The sequence below is a fragment of the Streptococcus constellatus genome (assembly GCF_902167705.1).
In the GTDB taxonomy this organism is placed as follows: Bacteria; Bacillota; Bacilli; order Lactobacillales; family Streptococcaceae; genus Streptococcus; species Streptococcus constellatus_A.
The window spans coordinates 55,649-75,389 of the sequence record NZ_CABHMZ010000027.1 but is presented as its reverse complement, the minus strand read 5'-3'; the positions used below and the strand labels follow the sequence as shown (position 1 = coordinate 75,389).

Here is a 19,741-nt window from a genome sequence, read left to right as displayed (position 1 = left end):
ATAGGAGTAGCTCATAGTTTTTCCTCGGGTTCTGTTTGTGTGGTTACTTACAGTTTACACCAATGAAACGCTATGAGATTTTTTGTTGAACTATATTTTACAATTTATCTTAGGAAAAAACTAAATGAGTAAGATAAAAAGAGTGAAACAGAACTAAAATTTGAAAATTTTTAATTCTGCCTCACTCCATAGCCTGAGAGACTGTTGAGATAGTGAATGACGAAAACAACGTTTTCATCAAAAGTGCTCTTTCGAGCTTAAAAAGTAAACAAGGATAAGACTCACTTCATGAGCCTTATCCGGCAACTAATTCGTCATTGCCTTATTATACAATATGCTAAGCTGGAGGTTTTCGTCCAGCTTTTTATACTTCTCTTGTCTTAGCCGAATAATTTCTGATTTGGCTTGTTTGGCACTTTCAAAAAGAAGACTAAAACAAGCACTACAATCATCACACCAGCTAAGAAAAAGCTCATCATTTCATAGCCAGATTTGTCAATAATATCTCCTGCAATATTTTGGATAAGAATGGTTCCCAAATTTCGGGCTGTTTGAACAAGGGCAATAGCTGTCACCAGATATTTCTCATCTACTACGTTAGCAACAATCTTTAAAGTCACCATAATCAACAACATTCCTGTGGCGTGCTTTGACATCAAGGTCAAAAGAATCTTGGAAGTCAGTCCTAAATCCAGACCATAAATCACATACTGTAAGAGCAAAATGAGCAGAGGAATATAAAGCAATTTTTTAATCGGAAGTTTATCCATAAAAAGATAAGAAAAGAAGATCAAGGGCGACTCACAAATAACAGAAATAGCTACCACAGTCGTCGCCACATTGACACTTAAACCACTATGCTCTAACATAGACGGAATATAGGTGTGACCAGTATTTCCGACTCCAGAATAGAGCGCCACAATGATGAGATAAAATAAATACGTTTTATTTTTAAAAATTTGCCCGATATAAGAGTCATTTTTCGTTTGTGTTGCTTTTTTAGGATGCTGATCTTGTTTTGGCTCAATTCCCAGCACTCCAAGAATACTCACACACATCATACCGATAAACACGATGAAAATTGCTTGCGGAGAGATGAATTTATAAATCAGCCCTGCTAATTGTGAGCCCATTGCATAGCCAAAAGTCCCCCAGATACGGATTTTCCCATAAGTATAAGGGCTTCTAGCAGCCAGAACGTCCATAACAGGATTCACACCGTTGATTAGCATCAAAACAGCACTGTACCAAATTGTCAAGAGCAAGAGATTATTGGCTTGCATGAAAAAGATTGCTCCAACGATGATGAAAAGAAAGCTATAAATGGTTACTTTTTTAATGCCAATCGCGTCATTCAAAACGCCCATGATAGGCTGCACAATCATTGAAGAAAAGAACGAGGCAGAAACAACAAGTGAAACCTGACTAGCTGAATAACCCTTATCCAGCATATAAACTGAAATTAAAGTTGAAAACAATGAGTATGATAAAAAATAAAAATTATACATCAAAAAATAAGCAAAATAGCTATCTTGAAATTTCCTAAACATGACTTTCCCTTCTCCCTTAAAAATGTGACAAAACTCGACTGGAATAACCAATCGAGTTTTCTATTCTACAAATGTATGCTTACCGTTTGTTACGACGAGAAAGCTGGGTATCACTATGAACTCGTTGCTTTCTTTTTTGCTTACGTCTTGCCACTTCAAAAATGATAATCAGCAAAAGAACCACCACAGGGACTGCAATCAAAATATGATAATCTAAAAGAAGTTGCTTCAAACTTTTTCCACTAGACTTTGCTGTTGCAGTTTTTACTGTTGATTTGGCTGTACTGTTTTTAGTTGCAGTATTCTTTACTTCTGTGACACTTTCTCCATCTGAAATGAGTGAAGAAAGTTGCTCCAGACCATTCTCGTTTTTCAATACCCCATTTTCCACAACCGCTTTTGCTGCTGTACCTTTTTTCACTGTTGCATAGAAATCTTTTGACAAGGTATAAGTCTTTCCATTGATTTCTTGCTCACCAGCATTAAAAACTTTTTTATACTCATAGTCAGCATAAGCTTTTTCAATCAAAGCATTGCCAAATGGGTGACGATAATATTCACCGTCTTGATCAGCCCAGTCACCAACACCCATGATGACACTAATCAAACGTTGGTCTCCTCGCCGAATCGCTGCGATGTAATTAAAAGCTCCTCGCGGACTTGAGCCTGTCTTTAAACCTTCCACACCTTCAATGCCGTATTTGGCACCAGGAAGAGAATAATTATAGGTTTCAAAGGTTTCTTCATACGGCGTTCCCTTTTTCACCGTCACAACTGGTTTATTTGTGTAATTTAAAATATTTGGGTAATTTTTGACAAAATTGTAACTTAGAATGGCTAAATCTCGCGCCGTTGTCTGATTAGCTGCGTTGTTGTCATAGCGCTGCGGAGTGTACAAACCTTTGAACGAAACAGCTGCAGCTCCACTGGCATTAAACCATTTTGTATTGGTCATGCCCAATTCTTTCGCTTTCGCATTCATCATGTCCAAAAATGTATCTGGATCATTGTTAGATAAATAATTGGCCAACATGACTGTCGTTGCATTTGATGACGGAACAGCGGTCATCGTAATCAATTCAGAAACGGTGTAATCTACACCTGCTACGATTTTATTATTGGAAATCTCGTAAATCTTGGCAATTGCCTCATCGCGTGGTGTCGCTTTGATAACTGTATCTTCGCTCAACTTTCCTTGCTGAATCGCTTCAAAAACTAAATACAAAGTCATCAATTTGCTCATGCTAGCTGGGTCACGAACTTCATCGATATTATCTTGCCAAAGAATATTTCCCGTATTAGCATCTACTATCAAGGACGATTTCGGACGATTGATTGGATTGACCTTTTCGTTCGGATACATTTTTTGCGCCATATCAACTAACTCGTCCGCATGAACAGTGGTTGCTCCCACACACAACACAAAAAAACAAACAATAGCTATCAGCTTTTTCACTAGAATCCTCCTACAATTTCACTTATCTTCTAGTATAGCACATTTTTCCTGTAAGATAACGAACTTTTTTCAAAATAATAAAAAACCTACCTAAAAATTAGATAGGAAATAGATATTATTTTTTCAATAGGCTTAAAGCTTCCTTATCTGCGATAATGACAACATCTTCATGTTTTTGAAGGGCACTGCCTGGTAATTCTTCTGTAATCGGTCCTTCTACTGTTCCTGCAATTGCTTTTGCTTTTGAAGCACCATAAGCGAATAAAATAATGGATTTTGCATTGAGAATATTCCGAATGCCCATTGAGTAAGCTTGTGTTGGCACGTCTTCTATCTTGTCAAAGAAACGAGCATTTGCTTCAATAGTTGATTGCTCCAAATCTACTACATGAACAGTGCTGTCAAAACTTGTTCCCGGCTCATTAAAGCCAATATGCCCATTCGTACCAATTCCTAAAATTTGAAGATCAACAGGATGCTCTGCTAAAATCTGATTATAGCGCTGAATTTCTGCTTCCGCGTCTTCAGCAATACCATTTGGTAAAAAACTGTCCTTAAATGGCTTTTTAGCAAATAAATGCTTTTGCATGAAATAGCGATAAGACTGAGGATTTTCACCATTTAACCCGATGTACTCATCTAAATTGACACTTGTTAAGTCTGACAAATCAAGGTCACTTTCAACAATCTGCTCGTAAAAGCTCAAAGGACTGCTTCCTGTTGCCAAACCTAATGTTTTCGCTCCTTCAGCCAATTTTTCTTTTAACAATTCAAAGGCTACTCTGCCACCGTCTACTTGATTTTCCACTTGAATAATTCTCATCGTTGAACTCCTTTTCTTTACTTAATTATATTATATGGTATAGACCAATTTTTGTCAAGAGAATTTGCTTCTTTTTAAAAAATCCGAGCTTGTTTGCGAGAAAAATCGTGCTATAATAGAATAATGTTAGTCTATTTACTCTGTTTATTTTTACTGGGAGTTGCATTTGTTATCGCTGCGCTCCTTTTCAAAACCAAGCGAATATGGCATTATACCCTATTGATTTTAGGCATTTTACTCATGTGCCTGCCACTTGTTGCTTGTTGTTATTCGTTATGGATTTTAATTACAGCCTAAGGAGAATGTATGAATACTGCTGATTTTGACTTTCATTTGCCAGAAGAGTTAATTGCACAAACACCTTTAGAAAAACGAGATGCTTCACGCCTCTTGGTCGTAAATCACGAAACTGGTCAACTGGAAGATACCCACTTCGATGCGATTATTGATCAATTAAATCCTGGAGATGCTTTGGTCATGAATGACACGCGCGTCTTACCTGCACGCCTTCATGGTGAAAAGCCAGAAACAGGCGGACACGTTGAATTGCTACTCTTAAAAAACATCGCAGGTGATGATTGGGAAGTACTGGCTAAACCAGCCAAACGGTTAAAAGTCGGAGCGGCTATTTCTTTTGGCGACGGACGCTTGACAGCAACTGTTTTAGAAGAATTAGAACACGGTGGACGAATTGTACGTTTCCATTACCAAGGCATTTTCTTAGAAGTGCTTGAAAGTCTGGGCGAAATGCCTTTGCCGCCTTATATCCATGAAAAGCTAAAAGACCGTGAACGCTACCAGACTGTCTATGCCAAAGAAAATGGCTCTGCCGCTGCTCCTACTGCTGGTCTGCATTTTACGAAAGATCTGCTTGCTCAGATTGAAGCCAAAGGCGTAAAATTAGTCTATCTGACGCTTCATGTTGGTCTAGGAACCTTCCGTCCTGTCTCTGTAGACAATGTAGACGAGCATGAGATGCATTCAGAATTCTATACATTGTCTGAAGAAGCAGCTGACACGCTTCGACAAGTTAAAGCTGGTGGACATCGTGTCGTCGCAGTTGGAACAACTTCTATCCGTACACTGGAAACAATTGGTTCAAAGTTTGACGGGGAAATCCGCTCTGACTCTGGTTGGACAAACATCTTTATCAAACCTGGCTACGATTGGAAAATCGTAGATGCCTTTTCTACCAATTTTCACCTTCCAAAGTCCACTCTCGTCATGCTCGTTTCAGCCTTTGCAGGTCGAGAATTAGTGCTCTCTGCTTATCAGCATGCCATTGATGAAAAATATCGCTTTTTCAGCTTTGGAGATGCTATGTTTATAAAATAATAGGTGAAATATGAATAAAATTGAAAGCCGTCATCGACTCATTCGCTCGCTTGTCCTAGAGAAAAAAATTCACACACAACAAGAATTACAAGATTTATTGAAAGCAAACGGCGTTACAGTGACGCAATCCACACTTTCTCGGGACATTAAAGCTTTGAACTTGGTAAAAGTACACGAAGCAGATATTTCTTATTACATTATCAATAGCATGGCACCTTCACGTTGGGAAAAACGGCTGCGTCTTTATATGGAAGATGCCTTGATTATGCTACGTCCTGTTCAAAACCAAGTTGTCATGAAAACTCTTCCTGGCTTGGCACAATCATTCGGCTCTATCTTAGACGCTCTGGAATTTTCCGAAATTGTTGCGACAGTCTGTGGTGACGATGTTTGCTTGATTATCTGCGAGGACAATCAAAAAGCCCAAGACTGTTTTAACAAATTAAAACAATTTGCACCTCCGTTCTTCTTTAGTAAAGATTAAAAAGCTAAGACTAGAATTTTTGTGGCTCTATAATTTCTGTAGTGGGTGAACTTTGCTTCAGAGATTATAGGGTTATTCTTTTGGCTTTCGGAGCTTTGACAACTTTAAGAAACGCATTCTCATCACCTTAAATATCAAAAAAGAGAAGACCAAGCTAGTCTTCTCTAAGTGTCAGGTTAGGTCAACCCACTACAGTTGACATTGAGCCATGCTTTTTATTCTTTTTTCTTATTAAATCGTCTGAAAGCGATAAATCCAGGAATAATCACAACTAATGCTATGATTAGCATGAAACCAAGTTGATTGGAATCCGTCTTCTTCGATTCTGATTTTGTTGTTCCAGCATCTTTTTTATTTTTTTCATATTTTGCCAGTAGGTTTGCTTTATTATAACCAGTGTAAACAAGATCAGCATCTTTGCCTTTTTCCTCTTTAATTTTTTCTTCCATTTCCTTTTCAACGGATTTAATTTCTTTAAAGATTTTTTCAGAGCGTTCAAGAGCTTCTTTTGTCACTTCAGGTCCAGCAGCTTTAGCTTGTTCAGCTGTATACGCCTCATATTTTGCATCCCTTTCAGCTTGGTCTTTAACCCACTGATCTTCCATTGTTTTCCATTTTTCTTGAATGCTAGTGCCAAAGATTTCCGGATACTTCATCACCATTTGGTCAATATGCCAAACAGACCAGTACCAAGATTTACCATCATATTTATCTGATCGTGGCTTAAAGGCTTCATAGGTATCTTCAACATTACCATAGAATGGCACATACGGCGTATTACGGCTTTGAGCAAGACCTAACCAAACAATACCCCCAAATTCACTTGGAAGCTTAGATTTAATTTGATAAATATGGGCATCAATAACATTTTCGTTACCTAGGGCATATTTGTAAACATTTTCGTCTTTTTTCTTGCCAACTTCTACCAAATCATCTGCCTTAAATTGAGGTAGGTGTTCAAAACGATTCCGTTGTTCCCCAATGACATCCTGAACAGTATATTTTTTACTTGGATTACTTGGAGTACGAAGTAAATCATAGGTTTCATCTTTATAAGTAACTGGAGAGTCTGGATCCATCCATTTGATACCAGCAAAAGTCCGAGAACGGTTACGTTCTGCATATTCATCAGGTCCATAAGATTTAGCAATATGGAATTTACCGTCTTTATCCGTCTTATAATGATCTGCTTTTTTCGCTACTTCCTCCACCCCTTTAGAGGCAATGACGTTTTCCGTATCATTAAAATCAACATTGCCAAGATAGTAAGTATTCGCGAAAACAGCATATTTGTCTTCTGGGAATTTAATAGCAACATATTGATGACCAGATAGTATCTCCATATACCAAAGTTCTTTTTGGTCAGCAACCATGATGATATTGCCTTCAGCAGAGCCTTTTTCTTCGATAGCCTTAGCGACAATTTCAATTCCTTCCCGAGCTGTTTTAGCACGAGGTAAAACTAAATCAATCATCGATGCTTCAGGCAGCCCGTCTTTCACAAGCGGGTCAACCTTCAAGACCTTGTCATTTGGTGTCGCAGAAACGGTTCCTGTCATTGATACACCAACTTCATTAAAACCATGAGCTCCAAAATTACCGTTGCTACCGTCTCCACGCGCTGCATCATAGGTTGCTGTATATTTCATCTCATTGGCCAAATGTGGATAAGTAAATCCATTTGACTCATCTTCGATCTTATCGCCTTCTTTATAAGTAGCAGCTGGCACGACAACATAGTTCTGATTATGTTTGCCTCCATCTGGCGGATAAGGATAATCTTCCGTACGACCATAGAGAGTAGAACCATCCGCGGTTAGCCCCTTACCTACAATGAAACCGGAGCAGGCCTGAGCTACCTGAATAGGTAATAAGGACAGCAACATAACACCAAACATCAGTTTTAGTAAAATTTTCTTCATAGTCTATCTCCTTTTTGACTATAAACAGGACTAAGAATATCTTAGCATAAGCAAATTGAACCGTAGTACCAACATTTCACTTTTAGTATATTCTTTTAATATAGGAATGCAAGCGATTACACAAAGTTTACACAAAATCTTTTTTATGTAGAATATGTATGCTGAAAGACCAAAAAAATAAGAAATATCCATAGATTATATGAGAAAAAAATAAAGTTCTATAATTTCTGTAGGGGTCACTCTGCTTCAGAGATTATGGAGCTTTTTAAACACAAAAAAGTCCTATATGACCTATCATGAAAGCAACTAAACTGACAATAAAAAGCACCTTAGGTATAGTCCCTGCCTAAGTAGCTATTTCCTTGCGCTTTCATCATTCTGAATCTTTCCAAATTATCCAGCAGGACAGCCAAAATCTTAATCATAATCGGTGTTATCACCTAACTTTTCGAATGTATAAATCATAAACAAATTACTCTGCTATTCTGATGAATTCAGACAGCATTATGAGCTTTATCAGCTCCTGCTCTTTCATTTCCAGAAAAAACAAGCCAAGCATTTCTTTAAGCTCGTTAATGAGACTCTTTCAGACAGTTTTGAAAGATAGAATCAAGATTATCAACGCTCTTACCTTGTCCTACTCCAATTTCCAACAACCTCATCAAGGTTATCAAGCGCAACGCTTTTGGCTTTCGGAACTTTGACAACTTTAGAACTAGAATTCTCATCACTTTGAATATCAAAAAGGAGAGAACCAATTCGGTCCTCTCCAGATGTTAGCTGACATCAACCCACTACAATGACATTGAACTACTTTTGTTCAATCTCATCTTTTCGTTATCAAAACCACATTGACGCAATGATTGATTGATGTTTAGCGGAAAATGAACTCCTGTACAATTTGCAAGTTCTTTCTAACTCCTACTTTCTTCTAACTATTCCCAGCCAAGCGGTAAACTGTTTCAGCATAGATGTCCATGGCTTTATACAAATCCTCGATCACAGTTCGTTCATTGGCTTGATGTTCTGTTTGTATAGCACCAGGGAAAAGTGCGCCAAAGGCCACGCAATTTGGCATGGTGCGTGCAAATGTGGCACCACCAGAGGACACAGCAGTACTCTCATCATTTGTTTTTTCTTTATAGACAGCCATTAACGTGCTGACTAACTCACTATCAAGCGGCACATATAATGGTGCAAGATAGTCAAATTCTTCATAACGCAATTGGTATTTTTCAGCAATTTGGCTTAATTCTTGTACTAATTTATCTTTATCTGCAAGAACTGGAATCCGCATGTCAATCCGAATTTCAGACTTGTCCTGATCTAAGCTTAATCCAGAAACATTGAATGACAAAGTTCCTGAAGGCTCATCTGAAATTTCACCAAACAAGCTGCTGCCTGTAGCATCTTCCCCAACTGCTTCAGCGATAAATTGAATGGCAGAGTGTTGAACAAGCGAATTTAGTCCTGTTGCCAAACGTACAATGGCGTTCACTCCTTCAGCCGCATCTTTTGAATGCTTAGGAACACCAATGACAGTGACTGTATCGTCTGCCCGTTCATATTCAAATGCAGCTTTTTTTAACTCTGCTTCTAATGAATCCGCCAAATTTCCCGTATAGCTTGCTTTTGCAGGTACAACATTAAAGGCTTCTCCTGCCTCAATAGCAAGCGCTTGCGAACCAGGGCCATGCAGCTTAATTTGCAGCAATCCTTTTTCTGCATAAGTTAATGGAAAAGATGAATCAGGCGCAAAACCAAGTGTTGCTGTTTCTTCTAGCTCATTGTAACGAGCCATACAGCGCCACAGAGTTTCTTCGTCTGTACCGTAGATGAAACGAATCCGCTTGTTAAATGTCACACCTGCGTCCATCAGTGCTTTAACAGCATAAAGTGCAGCTAGGGACGGACCTTTATCGTCCTGAACCCCACGCCCATGTATCCAACCATCTTTTATCGTCGCTTCAAATGGAGGAGTTTCCCAATCAGACAAATCTCCCGCAGGAACAACGTCTAAATGGCAGAGAACGGCCAGGAGTTCTTCTCCCTGACCGATTTCTGCATATCCATAATAGCCTTGAGGATCAATGTAAGTTTTAAAACCTAAACTCCTAGTGATCTCTAGCATTTTTTCTAAGACGTTTTGAATAGATTGTCCGAAAGGTGTTCCATTTTCTCCTTCATTAAGAACTGATGGGTAGGAAACGATTGTTTTCAGCGATTCTAAATAATCAGACTTAATTTCTTCGGTTAAAAATTGTTTCATAAAGAACACCTCGTTATTTTCCTATTATAAGAACGTTCCTAAAATAAGAAGTAGAATACTTACTACAAAGATTCCAGCAGCCAATTTTGCAACGAATTTCCACCAAGTACCCAATTCGATACGTCCAAGAGCAAGAGCTCCCATTACGATACCAGATGTTGGAGTAAGAAGGTTCAAAAGACCTGAAGCAGATTGGTAAGCAGTGATAATCAAACTTGCTGGAACATTGACGAATTTTCCAAGAGGCGCCATGATACCCATTGTTGCACTGGCAAGACCAGATGTTGATGGGATAAGGAATGACATTGGTAGATAGAAAATGTAAGTCAATACGATGAATACTTGAGATGATAGACCCTTGAGTCCTACTTCACCCCAGTGAAGAATTGTAGCCGTAACCATACCATCGTTCATGATAACTTGAATACCACGAGCAACAGCTACGATAAGTGCAACACCAAGCAAATCAGCTGCACCATTGATAAATACAGTGATGAAGCGATCTTCTTTCATGCGGTAAACAAAACCAATGATAATACCCATAACTGCAAAGAGCATTGCTCCTTCTGGGAAGTACCAAGTACCTAATGCAGAAGTTGATGTACCCACAATTTTACCAATTACAGGAATGCCAACCAACCATTTGTTGAAGTTTTCAAAGACATTTACGTTCAAGTCCGTCCACGGAATGAAACTCATAATCATAAGAACAAAGGTCAAGACAAAGAGTACCAACACTTGTTTTTGTTTCTTGCTAAGAGTAGATTCTACATTAGCAACTGCATCTACATTAAAGTGTTTCAAATCTTCTTCGCGATGGCTGTAAACCAAAGATTTTGTAGGATCTTTTTGAATCTTATCCGCATAACGATAAACAAAATACGTACCAAGTGCTGTCATCACAACAAAGAAGATTAAACGAAGAACGATACCGTCACCAGTACCCACACCTGCTGTCGCAGAAGCTATACCTGTAGCAAATGGGTTTAGAGTAGAAGCCAAACATCCAATTTGAGAACCAAGAAGGATAATAGCTACCGCAGTCAAACTATCAAATCCTACTGCCATCATAACTGGCACAAGAAGTGGATAGAAAGCCATGGTTTCTTCACCCATACCATAAGTTGATCCGCCAAGAGCAAACAAAGGCATCAAGACTAAAATCAACATTTTTTCGCGACCCTTATACTTCTTCACGATGGACGCAATCCCTACATCAAGAGCACCTGTTTCGTTGACTACTCCAAGGAAACCACCAACCATCAAGATAAAGAACGAAACGTCAATCGCTGCTGAAGTTGGTTCTTTCCCAAGCATAGCACGAATTGGAGCCATTAAGACATCCCAAATCCCTTGCGGATTTTGAGCAACAGTCTTATAAGTTCCTGTAATTAGATTACCAGCTTTATCAGACTCATATTGACCGGCTGGGATAATCCAGGTCAACACGGCCATAATAGCAATGATAATCATCAAAACGGAATAAGATGACGGCATCTTAAACCCTTTTTTTGCTTTTTCACTCATTTGTTTTCCTCCTAAATGTAACAAATTGTAAAAATTTAACCGAATCCCATTTCCAGAAAGCGCTTCCTTTGACTATATTTTAACATATTCAGATGAAAAAAACTAGTAATTTCCAAAAAAATTATCATTTCACAACAATAAAATAAAGCAAAAGAAAGCAAATCTAAAAATAGGAAACACCAACATTGTTTTAAAAAGTTTTATTACAGTCTTCAACCTATAAATGATAACACTCTGTTATCCTTTTTCAATAATCGTTCCGCTTTCAGACTCAATTAAAGCACCTAAGTTTTCAAGAGAAGTAATGACAGCTTCGCCTTCTGGACGATCGTTTACAAAGGCAATAGCTGCTTGCACTTTAGGCAACATACTTCCTGGTGCAAACTGTTCTTGCTTGATGTATTCTTCAAGCTGAGCTACATTAACACGCTCTAACTTGGCTTGGTCTGGTTTATTATAGTTGACATAGACATAATCCACACCTGTCAAGACAATGAAAAGATCTGCTTCGACCAATTCAGCCAGACATTGTGAAGCAAAGTCTTTGTCAATTACTGCTTCTACGCCGGCAAGATGACCGTTGTCTTCCTTGATAACAGGAATGCCGCCACCACCAGCAGCCACAACGACATGTCCTGCATTGATGAGTGTACGAATGGTTTCAATTTCTTTGATTCCAACTGGTTTTGGTGAAGCAACTACTTTTCTCCAGCCACGTCCAGCATCTTCTTTGAAAGTAGCTCCGCTCTTTTCAGCTTCTGCTTTTGCTTCTTCTTCTGTGTAGAATGGTCCGATTGGTTTGCTCAAATTTGTGAAAGCTGGGTCGTTTTTATCAACCACGACTTGTGTCACAACAGAAGCGACTTCTTTTTCAATCCCTTCTTCATGTAAAGCATTTTGAAGAGCATTTTGCAACCAGTAGCCGATACTTCCTTCTGTCATCGCAACGAGCGAATCAAGCGGAAAGGCTGGATTTTTTTCAGAATCTGCTGCTAAATGTTGCAATAAAAGATTTCCAACTTGCGGTCCATTTCCATGAGTGATAATCAAGTCATCACCATTTTTAATCAATTTTACAAGATGACTTGCTGTTTCTGCTAATGCTTCTTGTTGTGCTTTAGCTGATGGATCAGATGAAAGGATGGCATTTCCTCCCAAAGCCACAACGATTTTACGATTTGCCATAAATAATTAGCCTCCTTAGAGTTTTCTCCTGATAGTGTTTCAATTTTATTTTAGTAGTCCATGATAGAATCCAGCTGCAACAAACGTAGGAATGAGGTTAGAATAGCAATGTCTCAGACTACATTTCTCTGAGAGTGACTGCATCAGCAATTATGGTTGTTTATCCTATCGCTTTTTTCCTCTATTAATATCATACTAAAATGAAAACGAGCACTATCAAAAATGAGGACTGGACTAAAGCTATTAGTCGCAGCCCTCATAGCTGTTGGTAAACGGTTTTGGTTTTTAATTATACTTTTGGAATATAAAGGTTACCAAGAGTTGCTGCCATAACTGCTTTAATAGTATGCATACGGTTTTCAGCTTGGTCAAATTGGCGAGCGTATTTGCTGCGGAATACTTCGTCAGTTACTTCCATTTCTTCAACGCCGAATTTTTCAGCAACGTCTTTACCATAGACAGTATTTGTATCATGGAAAGCTGGTAAGCAGTGCAAGAAGATCAAATCTTCATTGTCAGCTTTCTTAACCAAGTCCATATTTACTTGGTAAGGTTTCAAAAGAGCTACACGTTCTGCGAATTTGTCTTCTTCACCCATAGATACCCAAACGTCTGTGTAAAGGACATCTGCACCTTTAACAGCTTCATCTGCATTGTCAGTGATTAAGACATGTGCGCCACTTTCTTTTGCATATCCTTCTGCCAATTTCACGATATCTTCAGCTGGGAAGAGTTCTTTTGGAGAGAAGATATGAACATTCACACCGAGGATAGCACCTGTTACAAGAAGGCTGTTTGCAACGTTGTTACGTCCGTCACCACAGTAGACAAGAGTCAAGCCTTCCAAACGACCAAAGTTTTCTTGAACTGTCAAATAGTCAGCTAACATTTGAGTTGGATGCCATTCGTCTGTCAAACCATTCCATACAGGAACACCTGAGAATTCTGCCAATTCTTCTACCATACGTTGGCTGAATCCGCGGAATTCAATCCCGTCAAACATACGTCCCAATACTTTAGCAGTATCTTCAGTAGATTCTTTCTTACCAAGCTGAATGTCATTAGCTCCTAGGTATTCTGGATGAGCGCCAAGATCAATCGCTGCTGTTGTGAAAGCTGCACGAGTACGAGTTGAAGTTTTTTCAAACAAGAGAGCAATATTTTTACCTGCTAAGTAGTGATGTTCAATATTGCGTTTCTTCAAATCTTTCAAGTGAGCTGCTAAACCAATAAGATATTCTAATTCTGCACGTGTAAAATCTTTTTCTGCCAAGAAGCTGCGTCCTTGGAACACTGAGTTTGTCATTCTAATTATTCCTCTTTCTAATGTTAAAGTTCTTCACGTTCAAATGGCATTGACATACAACGAGGTCCACCACGACCGCGAACCAATTCACTTCCGCGAATCTTAATCAAACGAAGTCCGTATTCTTCAAGAATCTTGTTGGTAACAACATTACGGTCATATACAACTACCACACCTGGAGCGATTGTAAGAGTGTTTGAACCGTCGTTCCATTGTTCACGCGCTGCTGCTACTACATTTCCGCCGCCACAACGAATCAAATGAACTTTGTCAATACCAAGATTCTTAGCTAACAATTCAGCCAAATCGCCTTTTTCTTCTGCAATATGAAGTTTTTCATTTTCATAAGTAACAGAGTAAACGCGAAGGTCGCCTTCAATTTCTGGGTGAATAGTGAATTTATCATAGTCAACCATTGTGAAGACTGTATCTAAGTGCATGAATTTACGATTATTAGCAAATTCAAATGCAATCACTTTCTTGAAGCCAACATTCTTCTTGAAGATATTAACCAAAAGTTTTTCAATAGATGCTGCATCTGTACGTTGTGAAATACCTACCGCAAGGACATCTTTAGAAAGAACGAGTTCATCTCCACCTTCGATACGAGTTGTTTCTTCACGATTATAAACTAATTCAACATTGCCACCATATACTGGATGATGTTTGAAAATGTATTTACCATAAAGTGTTTCACGATTACGTGTATCTGAGTACATATGGTTCAATGACACAGCATTACCGATTGTAGCAAATGGGTCACGTGTGAAGTAAAGGTTTGGCATTGGGTCAATGGCAAATGGATAGTCAGATTCTACCAAGTCTGTCAAGCCTTTAGCTTCTTCAGGAATTTCTGGCAATTCTGCTTTTTGGAAACCTGCCATTGTCTTTTCAACCAATTCAAGGTTGTCTTCTATACCATGAAGAATGTCGCGAATAGCAACTTTTGTTTGTGCCCCGCGAATATTTGCTTCATCAAGATATTCTTCAATAAATTCATTACGAATTTCTGGAGAAGTCAATGATTCAGCAGCCAATTTTTCAAGGTAAAGAACTTCAATACCTTCTTTACGAAGAGCATCTGCAAAAGCATCATGTTCCTTTTGAGCGTCTTCCAAGAATGGAATATCGTCAAAAAGCAGACGTTCCAAGTGGTCCGGCATCAAGTTTTCCAACTCTTTACCAGGACGATGTAGCATAACTTTTTTCAGTTTTCCTATTTCTGAGAAAACATGAATAGGATGTGTAGACATCTTGTGTCCTCCTCTTTTTCTTTGTGACTTAAGTTTCCTTAAGTTCTATTTACATGTTATATTGTAATATCTTTTGTTTACGCTTTCGCTATCAATTCTGCATTTAAAATGCCAAATCCTTTGCTTTTTTAAAAGAAATTCAAATATTATTTCAAAATAAAACGCTTTCTATAAATATTTTATGCATTTTATTGGTTTTATGAATAATTATTTTTTAGAAACAAATGAAGTTTTTGACTATATTTTAACTGTTTCTGTTTCTAAACTAAAAAGAAGAGCAAAAATTGCTTTTTCGACTGCAATTCTGCCCTCCTTTTCTTATATATCTTCGAAATATTTTAAAAAGTATTCTTTATTCAAAAAGACGAGTTTCTTTCGATTATATTGAATAATGTTTTCTTCTGTTAATTTTTTCAATACTTGATTAACAGTTTCACGAGTGGTCGCTCCTAATTTAGCCAGCTCTTTCATACTAAGCGCAAAAGGAATGTCATCTCTATCTTGGCAAAAATCAATACACAAGATAGAAATTGCTTGGATAACTCGCTCTGTCGCACTAGCCAAAACAGAGTTTCGCAAGCGTAATTCATGGAAACGCAAAATATTTGACAACTTATGCGTGATAAATAACATTTGTTCTATTGTTTGCTTAGAATAATATTCATACAAATCAACAGGAATCGAAAAATATTCCAAATCCGTCACAGAAATCCCAGAATAATGATAATCTTTATCCTCAAACATGCCACCATATGGAAACATCGTATTTTCTTTCACATAGTCAATGTAATTAAATGAATCCGTCTGGTCGTACTGTTCAATCCGAACATAGCCTTTATAAATCAAAAAAAGTCGCTCTCGTTTGTCTCCAGAAAAGAAAATAATCTGTCCTTTTGGCACTTTGCGAAATTGAATTTCAACCGCTATTTTATCAAAATGTTCAACTGGTAAATTTTCAAAAGCAGGATGTTCTCTAATGTAACGATAGTGCTCTTTGTTAATCATGATATCCTTGTAGTCCTTTTTTACATTCTATTTTTATTATAACATAAAAGGCCCTCATCTAAAAGAGAGCCCTTACATTTTTAATAAAATTCTATCTTTTTCAGTACAATTTTTGGAATTTACATCCATGTACTTTAATTCATATTCACACGATGCCATTCATTGATAACATAGGCTAATTGACCAACTTGTGTAATACCAACACCACTAATTTCATCACTTTCAGGAGTCGTTCCTCCCAGCCCTGCTGTATAAAGGGCGATCAAATAGGGCTTTTCTTCACAGACAATTGCATCTACATTCAAAGCTTCTGCAACATAACCTGGCTTTTGATAGATTGGAATGTCTCTTACATATCGTTTATAGTATTCATTTGGAAAAGACTCACCGATATAATACAAAATATCTTTATACTTTTCCTGATGTTTCCAAAGGTAATCCAACACTTGAATATAATAATCCGTCGTTGTTTGATTCTGTTGGTTGATTGTCTTCACTTCTCCCTTGCCTTTGCCATAGCGTTGATACATGGTATAGGCTTTATCCAAGCCACCTAAGCGCTCAGTTAAGGCATAAGCTGGTGTATTTTCAGAATAAAGAAGAGAATATTCCTGCATCTCAGGAATATTCATTGCCCCATTAAATGCTGCTACGTAATTATTGTGTTCACCGATATATTCATAGCGAGTATGTGTAATATCAAACCGCTCGGTCAGTGATAAATTTCCTTTTTCCACCTCATCAACGACCAACATATTTAGTGGCAATTTGCAAGTTGAGCCTGCTGTCATTGGCTGTGTCTCATTCATAGCATAGGTTTGTCCACTCGTTAAATCCTTATAAGAAAATGCAATCTGCGAATGATCTATTCCCATCTCATCTAGATACGCTTGTACAACTTGAACTAAATTTAGATTGGCATAATCATAATACAGACCATAAGCACCCATTACAGGCAAATCAGCTTCCATGACCTTCTGCTTTTCTTCCATACTCTTTATTGGAACACGAGTGGCTGGTTTTAACTCTTTTGACGGACTTTTTTTCTTTTCTTGACTGGCAGTATAACTTGCAGCTACCTTTGTATGATGCGGCTTTCTAGCTTGCCCAAAGTACACAGCACTTAACACCAACACACCACACATCATAAAGCAACCAATCAAACAAAGAATTATTGTCTTTTTACTCACGCACTTCTCCTAACTTATATACCTCATTATATAGGAAGAATGAAAAAATGACAAGATATGATAAACAGAATCATCAACTATTTTCAACTTCCTTTATTGTATATATACAGTATAAAGTAACAATTCTAGTTAATTTAAAATAATCCCAGACAGTAGCTTTCATATCCTAAATGGTATTTTTTAACCATTTAAGACATCAGAACGGCCATTTAAGATTCGAGTGCTGTTTTTCTTTTATTTTTTGAGAAAATAACAGTATAAGACGAAAGGAAAGCATTATAGTGAATTTTAAAAAATCGTTTGTTCCGCAAATAGATGCTAGAGATTGTGGTGTTGCCGCTCTGGCTTCCATTGCTAAATACTATGGCTCAGATTATTCTTTAGCTCATTTGAGAGAGCTTGCAAAGACCAGCAAAGAAGGAACAACTGCACTTGGAATTGTCAAAGCAGCAAAAGAAATGGGTTTTGAAACGCGACCAATCCAGGCAAACATGACATTGTTTGACACAGAAGATATTCCCTATCCTTTCATCGCTCATGTCAACAAAGACGGCAAGCTCCAGCACTATTATGTCGTTTATAAAAACGAGAAAAAATACTTGCTTATTGGTGATCCTGATCCGACTGTCAAAATAACTAAGATCAGCAAAGAGCAATTTGCAAAAGATTGGACGGGTGTTGCTATCTTTCTCGCACCGAAACCTAACTATAAACCTCATAAGGATAAGAAAAATGGGCTTGCTAGCTTTTTACCACTCATCTTTAAACAGCGCTCTTTGATTTTTTATATTGTCTTAGCCAGTTTGCTCGTAACCCTCATTAACATCGTCGGTTCTTATTATCTGAAAGGGATTTTGGATGAATACATTCCAAATCAAATGAAGTCAACTCTTGGAATCGTTTCAATCGGGCTTATCATCACCTACATCTTACAACAAATGATGAGTTTTTCAAGAGACTACCTGTTAACGGTGCTCAGTCAGCGATTGACAATTGATGTGATTTTATCTTATATTCGGCATATTTTTGAATTACCAATGTCCTTTTTTGCGACGAGACGCACTGGAGAGATTATTTCTCGTTTTACAGATGCCAACTCCATTATTGATGCTCTAGCTTCAACAATTCTATCCCTCCTTCTTGATTTGTCCATTTTGATGATTGTCGGCAGTGTTCTTTTACTGCAAAATGCCAATCTCTTTTTACTGACTTTGCTTGCAATTCCTATCTATGCTCTCATTATTTTTGCTTTTATGAAGCCTTTTGAAAAAATGAACAACGATGTTATGCAAAGCAATGCTATGGTGAATTCTGCTATTATCGAAGATATCAATGGAATTGAAACCATTAAATCGTTAACCAGCGAAGAAAGTCGTTACCAGAAGATTGATAGCGAGTTTGTTGATTATCTGGATAAGACTTTCAAGTTAAGTAAATATTCCATTATGCAGGCAGCTCTCAAACAAGGAGCACAGCTCATTTTGAATGTGATTATTCTCTGGGTTGGAGCCTCTTTGGCTATGTCTCAAAAAATTTCGATTGGACAACTGATTACTTTCAATGCACTTCTTTCGTATTTTACAAGCCCGCTGGAAAGTATCATCAATCTTCAAACCAAACTGCAATCAGCTAAAGTTGCCAATCATCGACTGAATGAAGTTTATCTGGTAGAATCCGAATTCAAAACCAAACAAGTTCTTACGGAGAAAAATTTCTTAGCTGGTGATATTACTTTCCATAACGTCTCCTATAAATATGGCTTTGGACGAGATACTTTATCAGACATTAGTTTAACTATCAAGAAGGGAGATAAAATCAGTCTTGTCGGTATCAGTGGTTCGGGAAAAACAACACTTGCTAAGATGATTGTTCATTTTTATGAGCCTTATCAAGGACAAATTCGCCTCAATGGAAATGATCTCAAGACAATTGATAAGAAAGTTCTTCGGCAATATATCAACTACTTACCTCAGCAAGCCTACATCTTTAGTGGTTCCATTCTAGACAACCTCACATTAAGAGCCAATCAAACAGTTTCGCAATCAGATATTCTTCGTGCCTGTGAAATTGCAGAAATTCGTTCAGATATCGAACAAATGCCCATGGGATACCAGACAGAATTGTCTGACGGAGCTGGATTATCTGGCGGACAAAAACAACGAATCGCACTTGCACGCGCTCTTCTGACGAAATCTCCTATTCTCATTTTAGATGAGGCTACGAGCAGATTAGATGTTTTAACAGAGAAAAAAGTCATTGATAACCTCATGAAATTACCAGACAAAACCATTATTTTTGTTGCTCATCGTCTCAGCATTTCAAAGCGTACAAATCAAATTATCGTCCTCGACCAAGGAAAAGTGATTGAAACTGGCTCTCATACTGAATTGATAGAAAGAAAAGGTTTTTATTATCATCTATTTAATAAATAAGGAG

At 37.8% G+C, this 19,741-nt stretch carries 14 protein-coding genes and 1 pseudogene; 4 read left to right on the top strand and 11 right to left on the bottom strand.

Going from position 1 to position 19,741, the window contains the following annotated elements:
• Positions 1-380: 380 nt before the first annotated feature.
• From FQ204_RS08490 to FQ204_RS08480, 3 genes are all read right to left on the bottom strand, one after another.
• The gene (locus FQ204_RS08490; RefSeq protein WP_144210641.1) at positions 381-1,550 is read right to left on the bottom strand and encodes an MFS transporter; all 1,170 of its coding nucleotides are present in this window, start codon (positions 1,548-1,550) and stop codon (positions 381-383) included.
• Between the two features lie 79 nt (positions 1,551-1,629).
• On the bottom strand, positions 1,630-3,006 hold the full coding sequence (locus tag FQ204_RS08485; protein ID WP_144210639.1) for a DUF1958 domain-containing protein: 1,377 nt from the start codon (positions 3,004-3,006) through the stop codon (positions 1,630-1,632).
• A gap of 115 nt (positions 3,007-3,121) precedes the next feature.
• A complete protein-coding gene (locus tag FQ204_RS08480) occupies positions 3,122-3,829 on the bottom strand; it encodes a glucosamine-6-phosphate deaminase (RefSeq protein ID WP_144210637.1) in 708 nt (235 codons plus the stop codon).
• Positions 3,830-4,135: 306 nt separating this feature from the next.
• Here FQ204_RS08480 and queA point away from each other — a divergent pair, with 306 nt between their 5' ends.
• Positions 4,136-5,164, top strand: coding sequence for a tRNA preQ1(34) S-adenosylmethionine ribosyltransferase-isomerase QueA (gene queA, locus FQ204_RS08475; protein ID WP_144210635.1), 1,029 nt, complete (start codon positions 4,136-4,138; stop codon positions 5,162-5,164).
• A 10-nt stretch (positions 5,165-5,174) separates the two neighbouring features.
• The gene (locus FQ204_RS08470; RefSeq protein WP_144210633.1) at positions 5,175-5,648 is read left to right on the top strand and encodes an arginine repressor; all 474 of its coding nucleotides are present in this window, start codon (positions 5,175-5,177) and stop codon (positions 5,646-5,648) included.
• Positions 5,649-5,863: 215 nt separating this feature from the next.
• Here the strand turns inward: FQ204_RS08470 and FQ204_RS08465 are convergent, their stop codons facing one another.
• Positions 5,864-7,570, bottom strand: a complete 1,707-nt coding sequence (locus FQ204_RS08465; protein WP_144210631.1) for a C69 family dipeptidase — start codon at positions 7,568-7,570, stop codon at positions 5,864-5,866.
• A gap of 386 nt (positions 7,571-7,956) precedes the next feature.
• Between FQ204_RS08465 and FQ204_RS08460 the strand changes: the two are divergent.
• A pseudogene (locus tag FQ204_RS08460) lies at positions 7,957-8,350 on the top strand (transposase); the annotation flags it as partial.
• Between the two features lie 151 nt (positions 8,351-8,501).
• Here FQ204_RS08460 and FQ204_RS08455 read toward each other — a convergent pair.
• The 7 genes from FQ204_RS08455 to FQ204_RS08425 all read right to left on the bottom strand — a co-directional run bounded on the left by FQ204_RS08455 (position 8,502) and on the right by FQ204_RS08425 (position 17,305).
• Complete coding sequence (locus tag FQ204_RS08455) at positions 8,502-9,839, bottom strand: dipeptidase (RefSeq protein WP_144210629.1); 1,338 nt, start codon at positions 9,837-9,839, stop codon at positions 8,502-8,504.
• Between the two features lie 24 nt (positions 9,840-9,863).
• Complete coding sequence (locus FQ204_RS08450) at positions 9,864-11,366, bottom strand: YfcC family protein (protein WP_144210627.1); 1,503 nt, start codon at positions 11,364-11,366, stop codon at positions 9,864-9,866.
• Between the two features lie 237 nt (positions 11,367-11,603).
• The gene (gene arcC / locus FQ204_RS08445) at positions 11,604-12,551 is read right to left on the bottom strand and encodes a carbamate kinase (protein WP_003037454.1); all 948 of its coding nucleotides are present in this window, start codon (positions 12,549-12,551) and stop codon (positions 11,604-11,606) included.
• Between the two features lie 289 nt (positions 12,552-12,840).
• Positions 12,841-13,857, bottom strand: a complete 1,017-nt coding sequence (gene argF / locus FQ204_RS08440) for an ornithine carbamoyltransferase (protein WP_003025410.1) — start codon at positions 13,855-13,857, stop codon at positions 12,841-12,843.
• Between the two features lie 23 nt (positions 13,858-13,880).
• Positions 13,881-15,110, bottom strand: a complete 1,230-nt coding sequence (arcA, locus tag FQ204_RS08435) for an arginine deiminase (RefSeq protein WP_144210625.1) — start codon at positions 15,108-15,110, stop codon at positions 13,881-13,883.
• A 318-nt stretch (positions 15,111-15,428) separates the two neighbouring features.
• The gene (locus FQ204_RS08430; protein ID WP_144210623.1) at positions 15,429-16,115 is read right to left on the bottom strand and encodes a Crp/Fnr family transcriptional regulator; all 687 of its coding nucleotides are present in this window, start codon (positions 16,113-16,115) and stop codon (positions 15,429-15,431) included.
• A gap of 134 nt (positions 16,116-16,249) precedes the next feature.
• On the bottom strand, positions 16,250-17,305 hold the full coding sequence (locus tag FQ204_RS08425) for a serine hydrolase (RefSeq protein ID WP_144210621.1): 1,056 nt from the start codon (positions 17,303-17,305) through the stop codon (positions 16,250-16,252).
• A gap of 281 nt (positions 17,306-17,586) precedes the next feature.
• Here FQ204_RS08425 and FQ204_RS08420 point away from each other — a divergent pair, with 281 nt between their 5' ends.
• Complete coding sequence (locus FQ204_RS08420) at positions 17,587-19,737, top strand: peptide cleavage/export ABC transporter (protein ID WP_411572733.1); 2,151 nt, start codon at positions 17,587-17,589, stop codon at positions 19,735-19,737.
• Positions 19,738-19,741 lie beyond the last annotated feature (4 nt).

Excerpts from the sequence above, each read along its gene's own strand:
- FQ204_RS08480 (WP_144210637.1), bottom strand. The coding sequence starts at position 3,829 with ATGAGAATTATTCAAGTGGAAAATCAAGTAGACGGTGGCAGAGTAGCC.
- FQ204_RS08470 (WP_144210633.1), top strand. The coding sequence starts at position 5,175 with ATGAATAAAATTGAAAGCCGTCATCGACTCATTCGCTCGCTTGTCCTA.
- FQ204_RS08490 (WP_144210641.1), bottom strand. The coding sequence starts at position 1,550 with ATGTTTAGGAAATTTCAAGATAGCTATTTTGCTTATTTTTTGATGTAT.
- argF (WP_003025410.1), bottom strand. The coding sequence starts at position 13,857 with ATGACAAACTCAGTGTTCCAAGGACGCAGCTTCTTGGCAGAAAAAGAT.
- FQ204_RS08430 (WP_144210623.1), bottom strand. The coding sequence starts at position 16,115 with ATGATTAACAAAGAGCACTATCGTTACATTAGAGAACATCCTGCTTTT.
- FQ204_RS08450 (WP_144210627.1), bottom strand. The coding sequence starts at position 11,366 with ATGAGTGAAAAAGCAAAAAAAGGGTTTAAGATGCCGTCATCTTATTCC.
- FQ204_RS08455 (WP_144210629.1), bottom strand. The coding sequence starts at position 9,839 with ATGAAACAATTTTTAACCGAAGAAATTAAGTCTGATTATTTAGAATCG.
- arcA (WP_144210625.1), bottom strand. The coding sequence starts at position 15,110 with ATGTCTACACATCCTATTCATGTTTTCTCAGAAATAGGAAAACTGAAA.
- arcC (WP_003037454.1), bottom strand. The coding sequence starts at position 12,551 with ATGGCAAATCGTAAAATCGTTGTGGCTTTGGGAGGAAATGCCATCCTT.
- queA (WP_144210635.1), top strand. The coding sequence starts at position 4,136 with ATGAATACTGCTGATTTTGACTTTCATTTGCCAGAAGAGTTAATTGCA.
- FQ204_RS08465 (WP_144210631.1), bottom strand. The coding sequence starts at position 7,570 with ATGAAGAAAATTTTACTAAAACTGATGTTTGGTGTTATGTTGCTGTCC.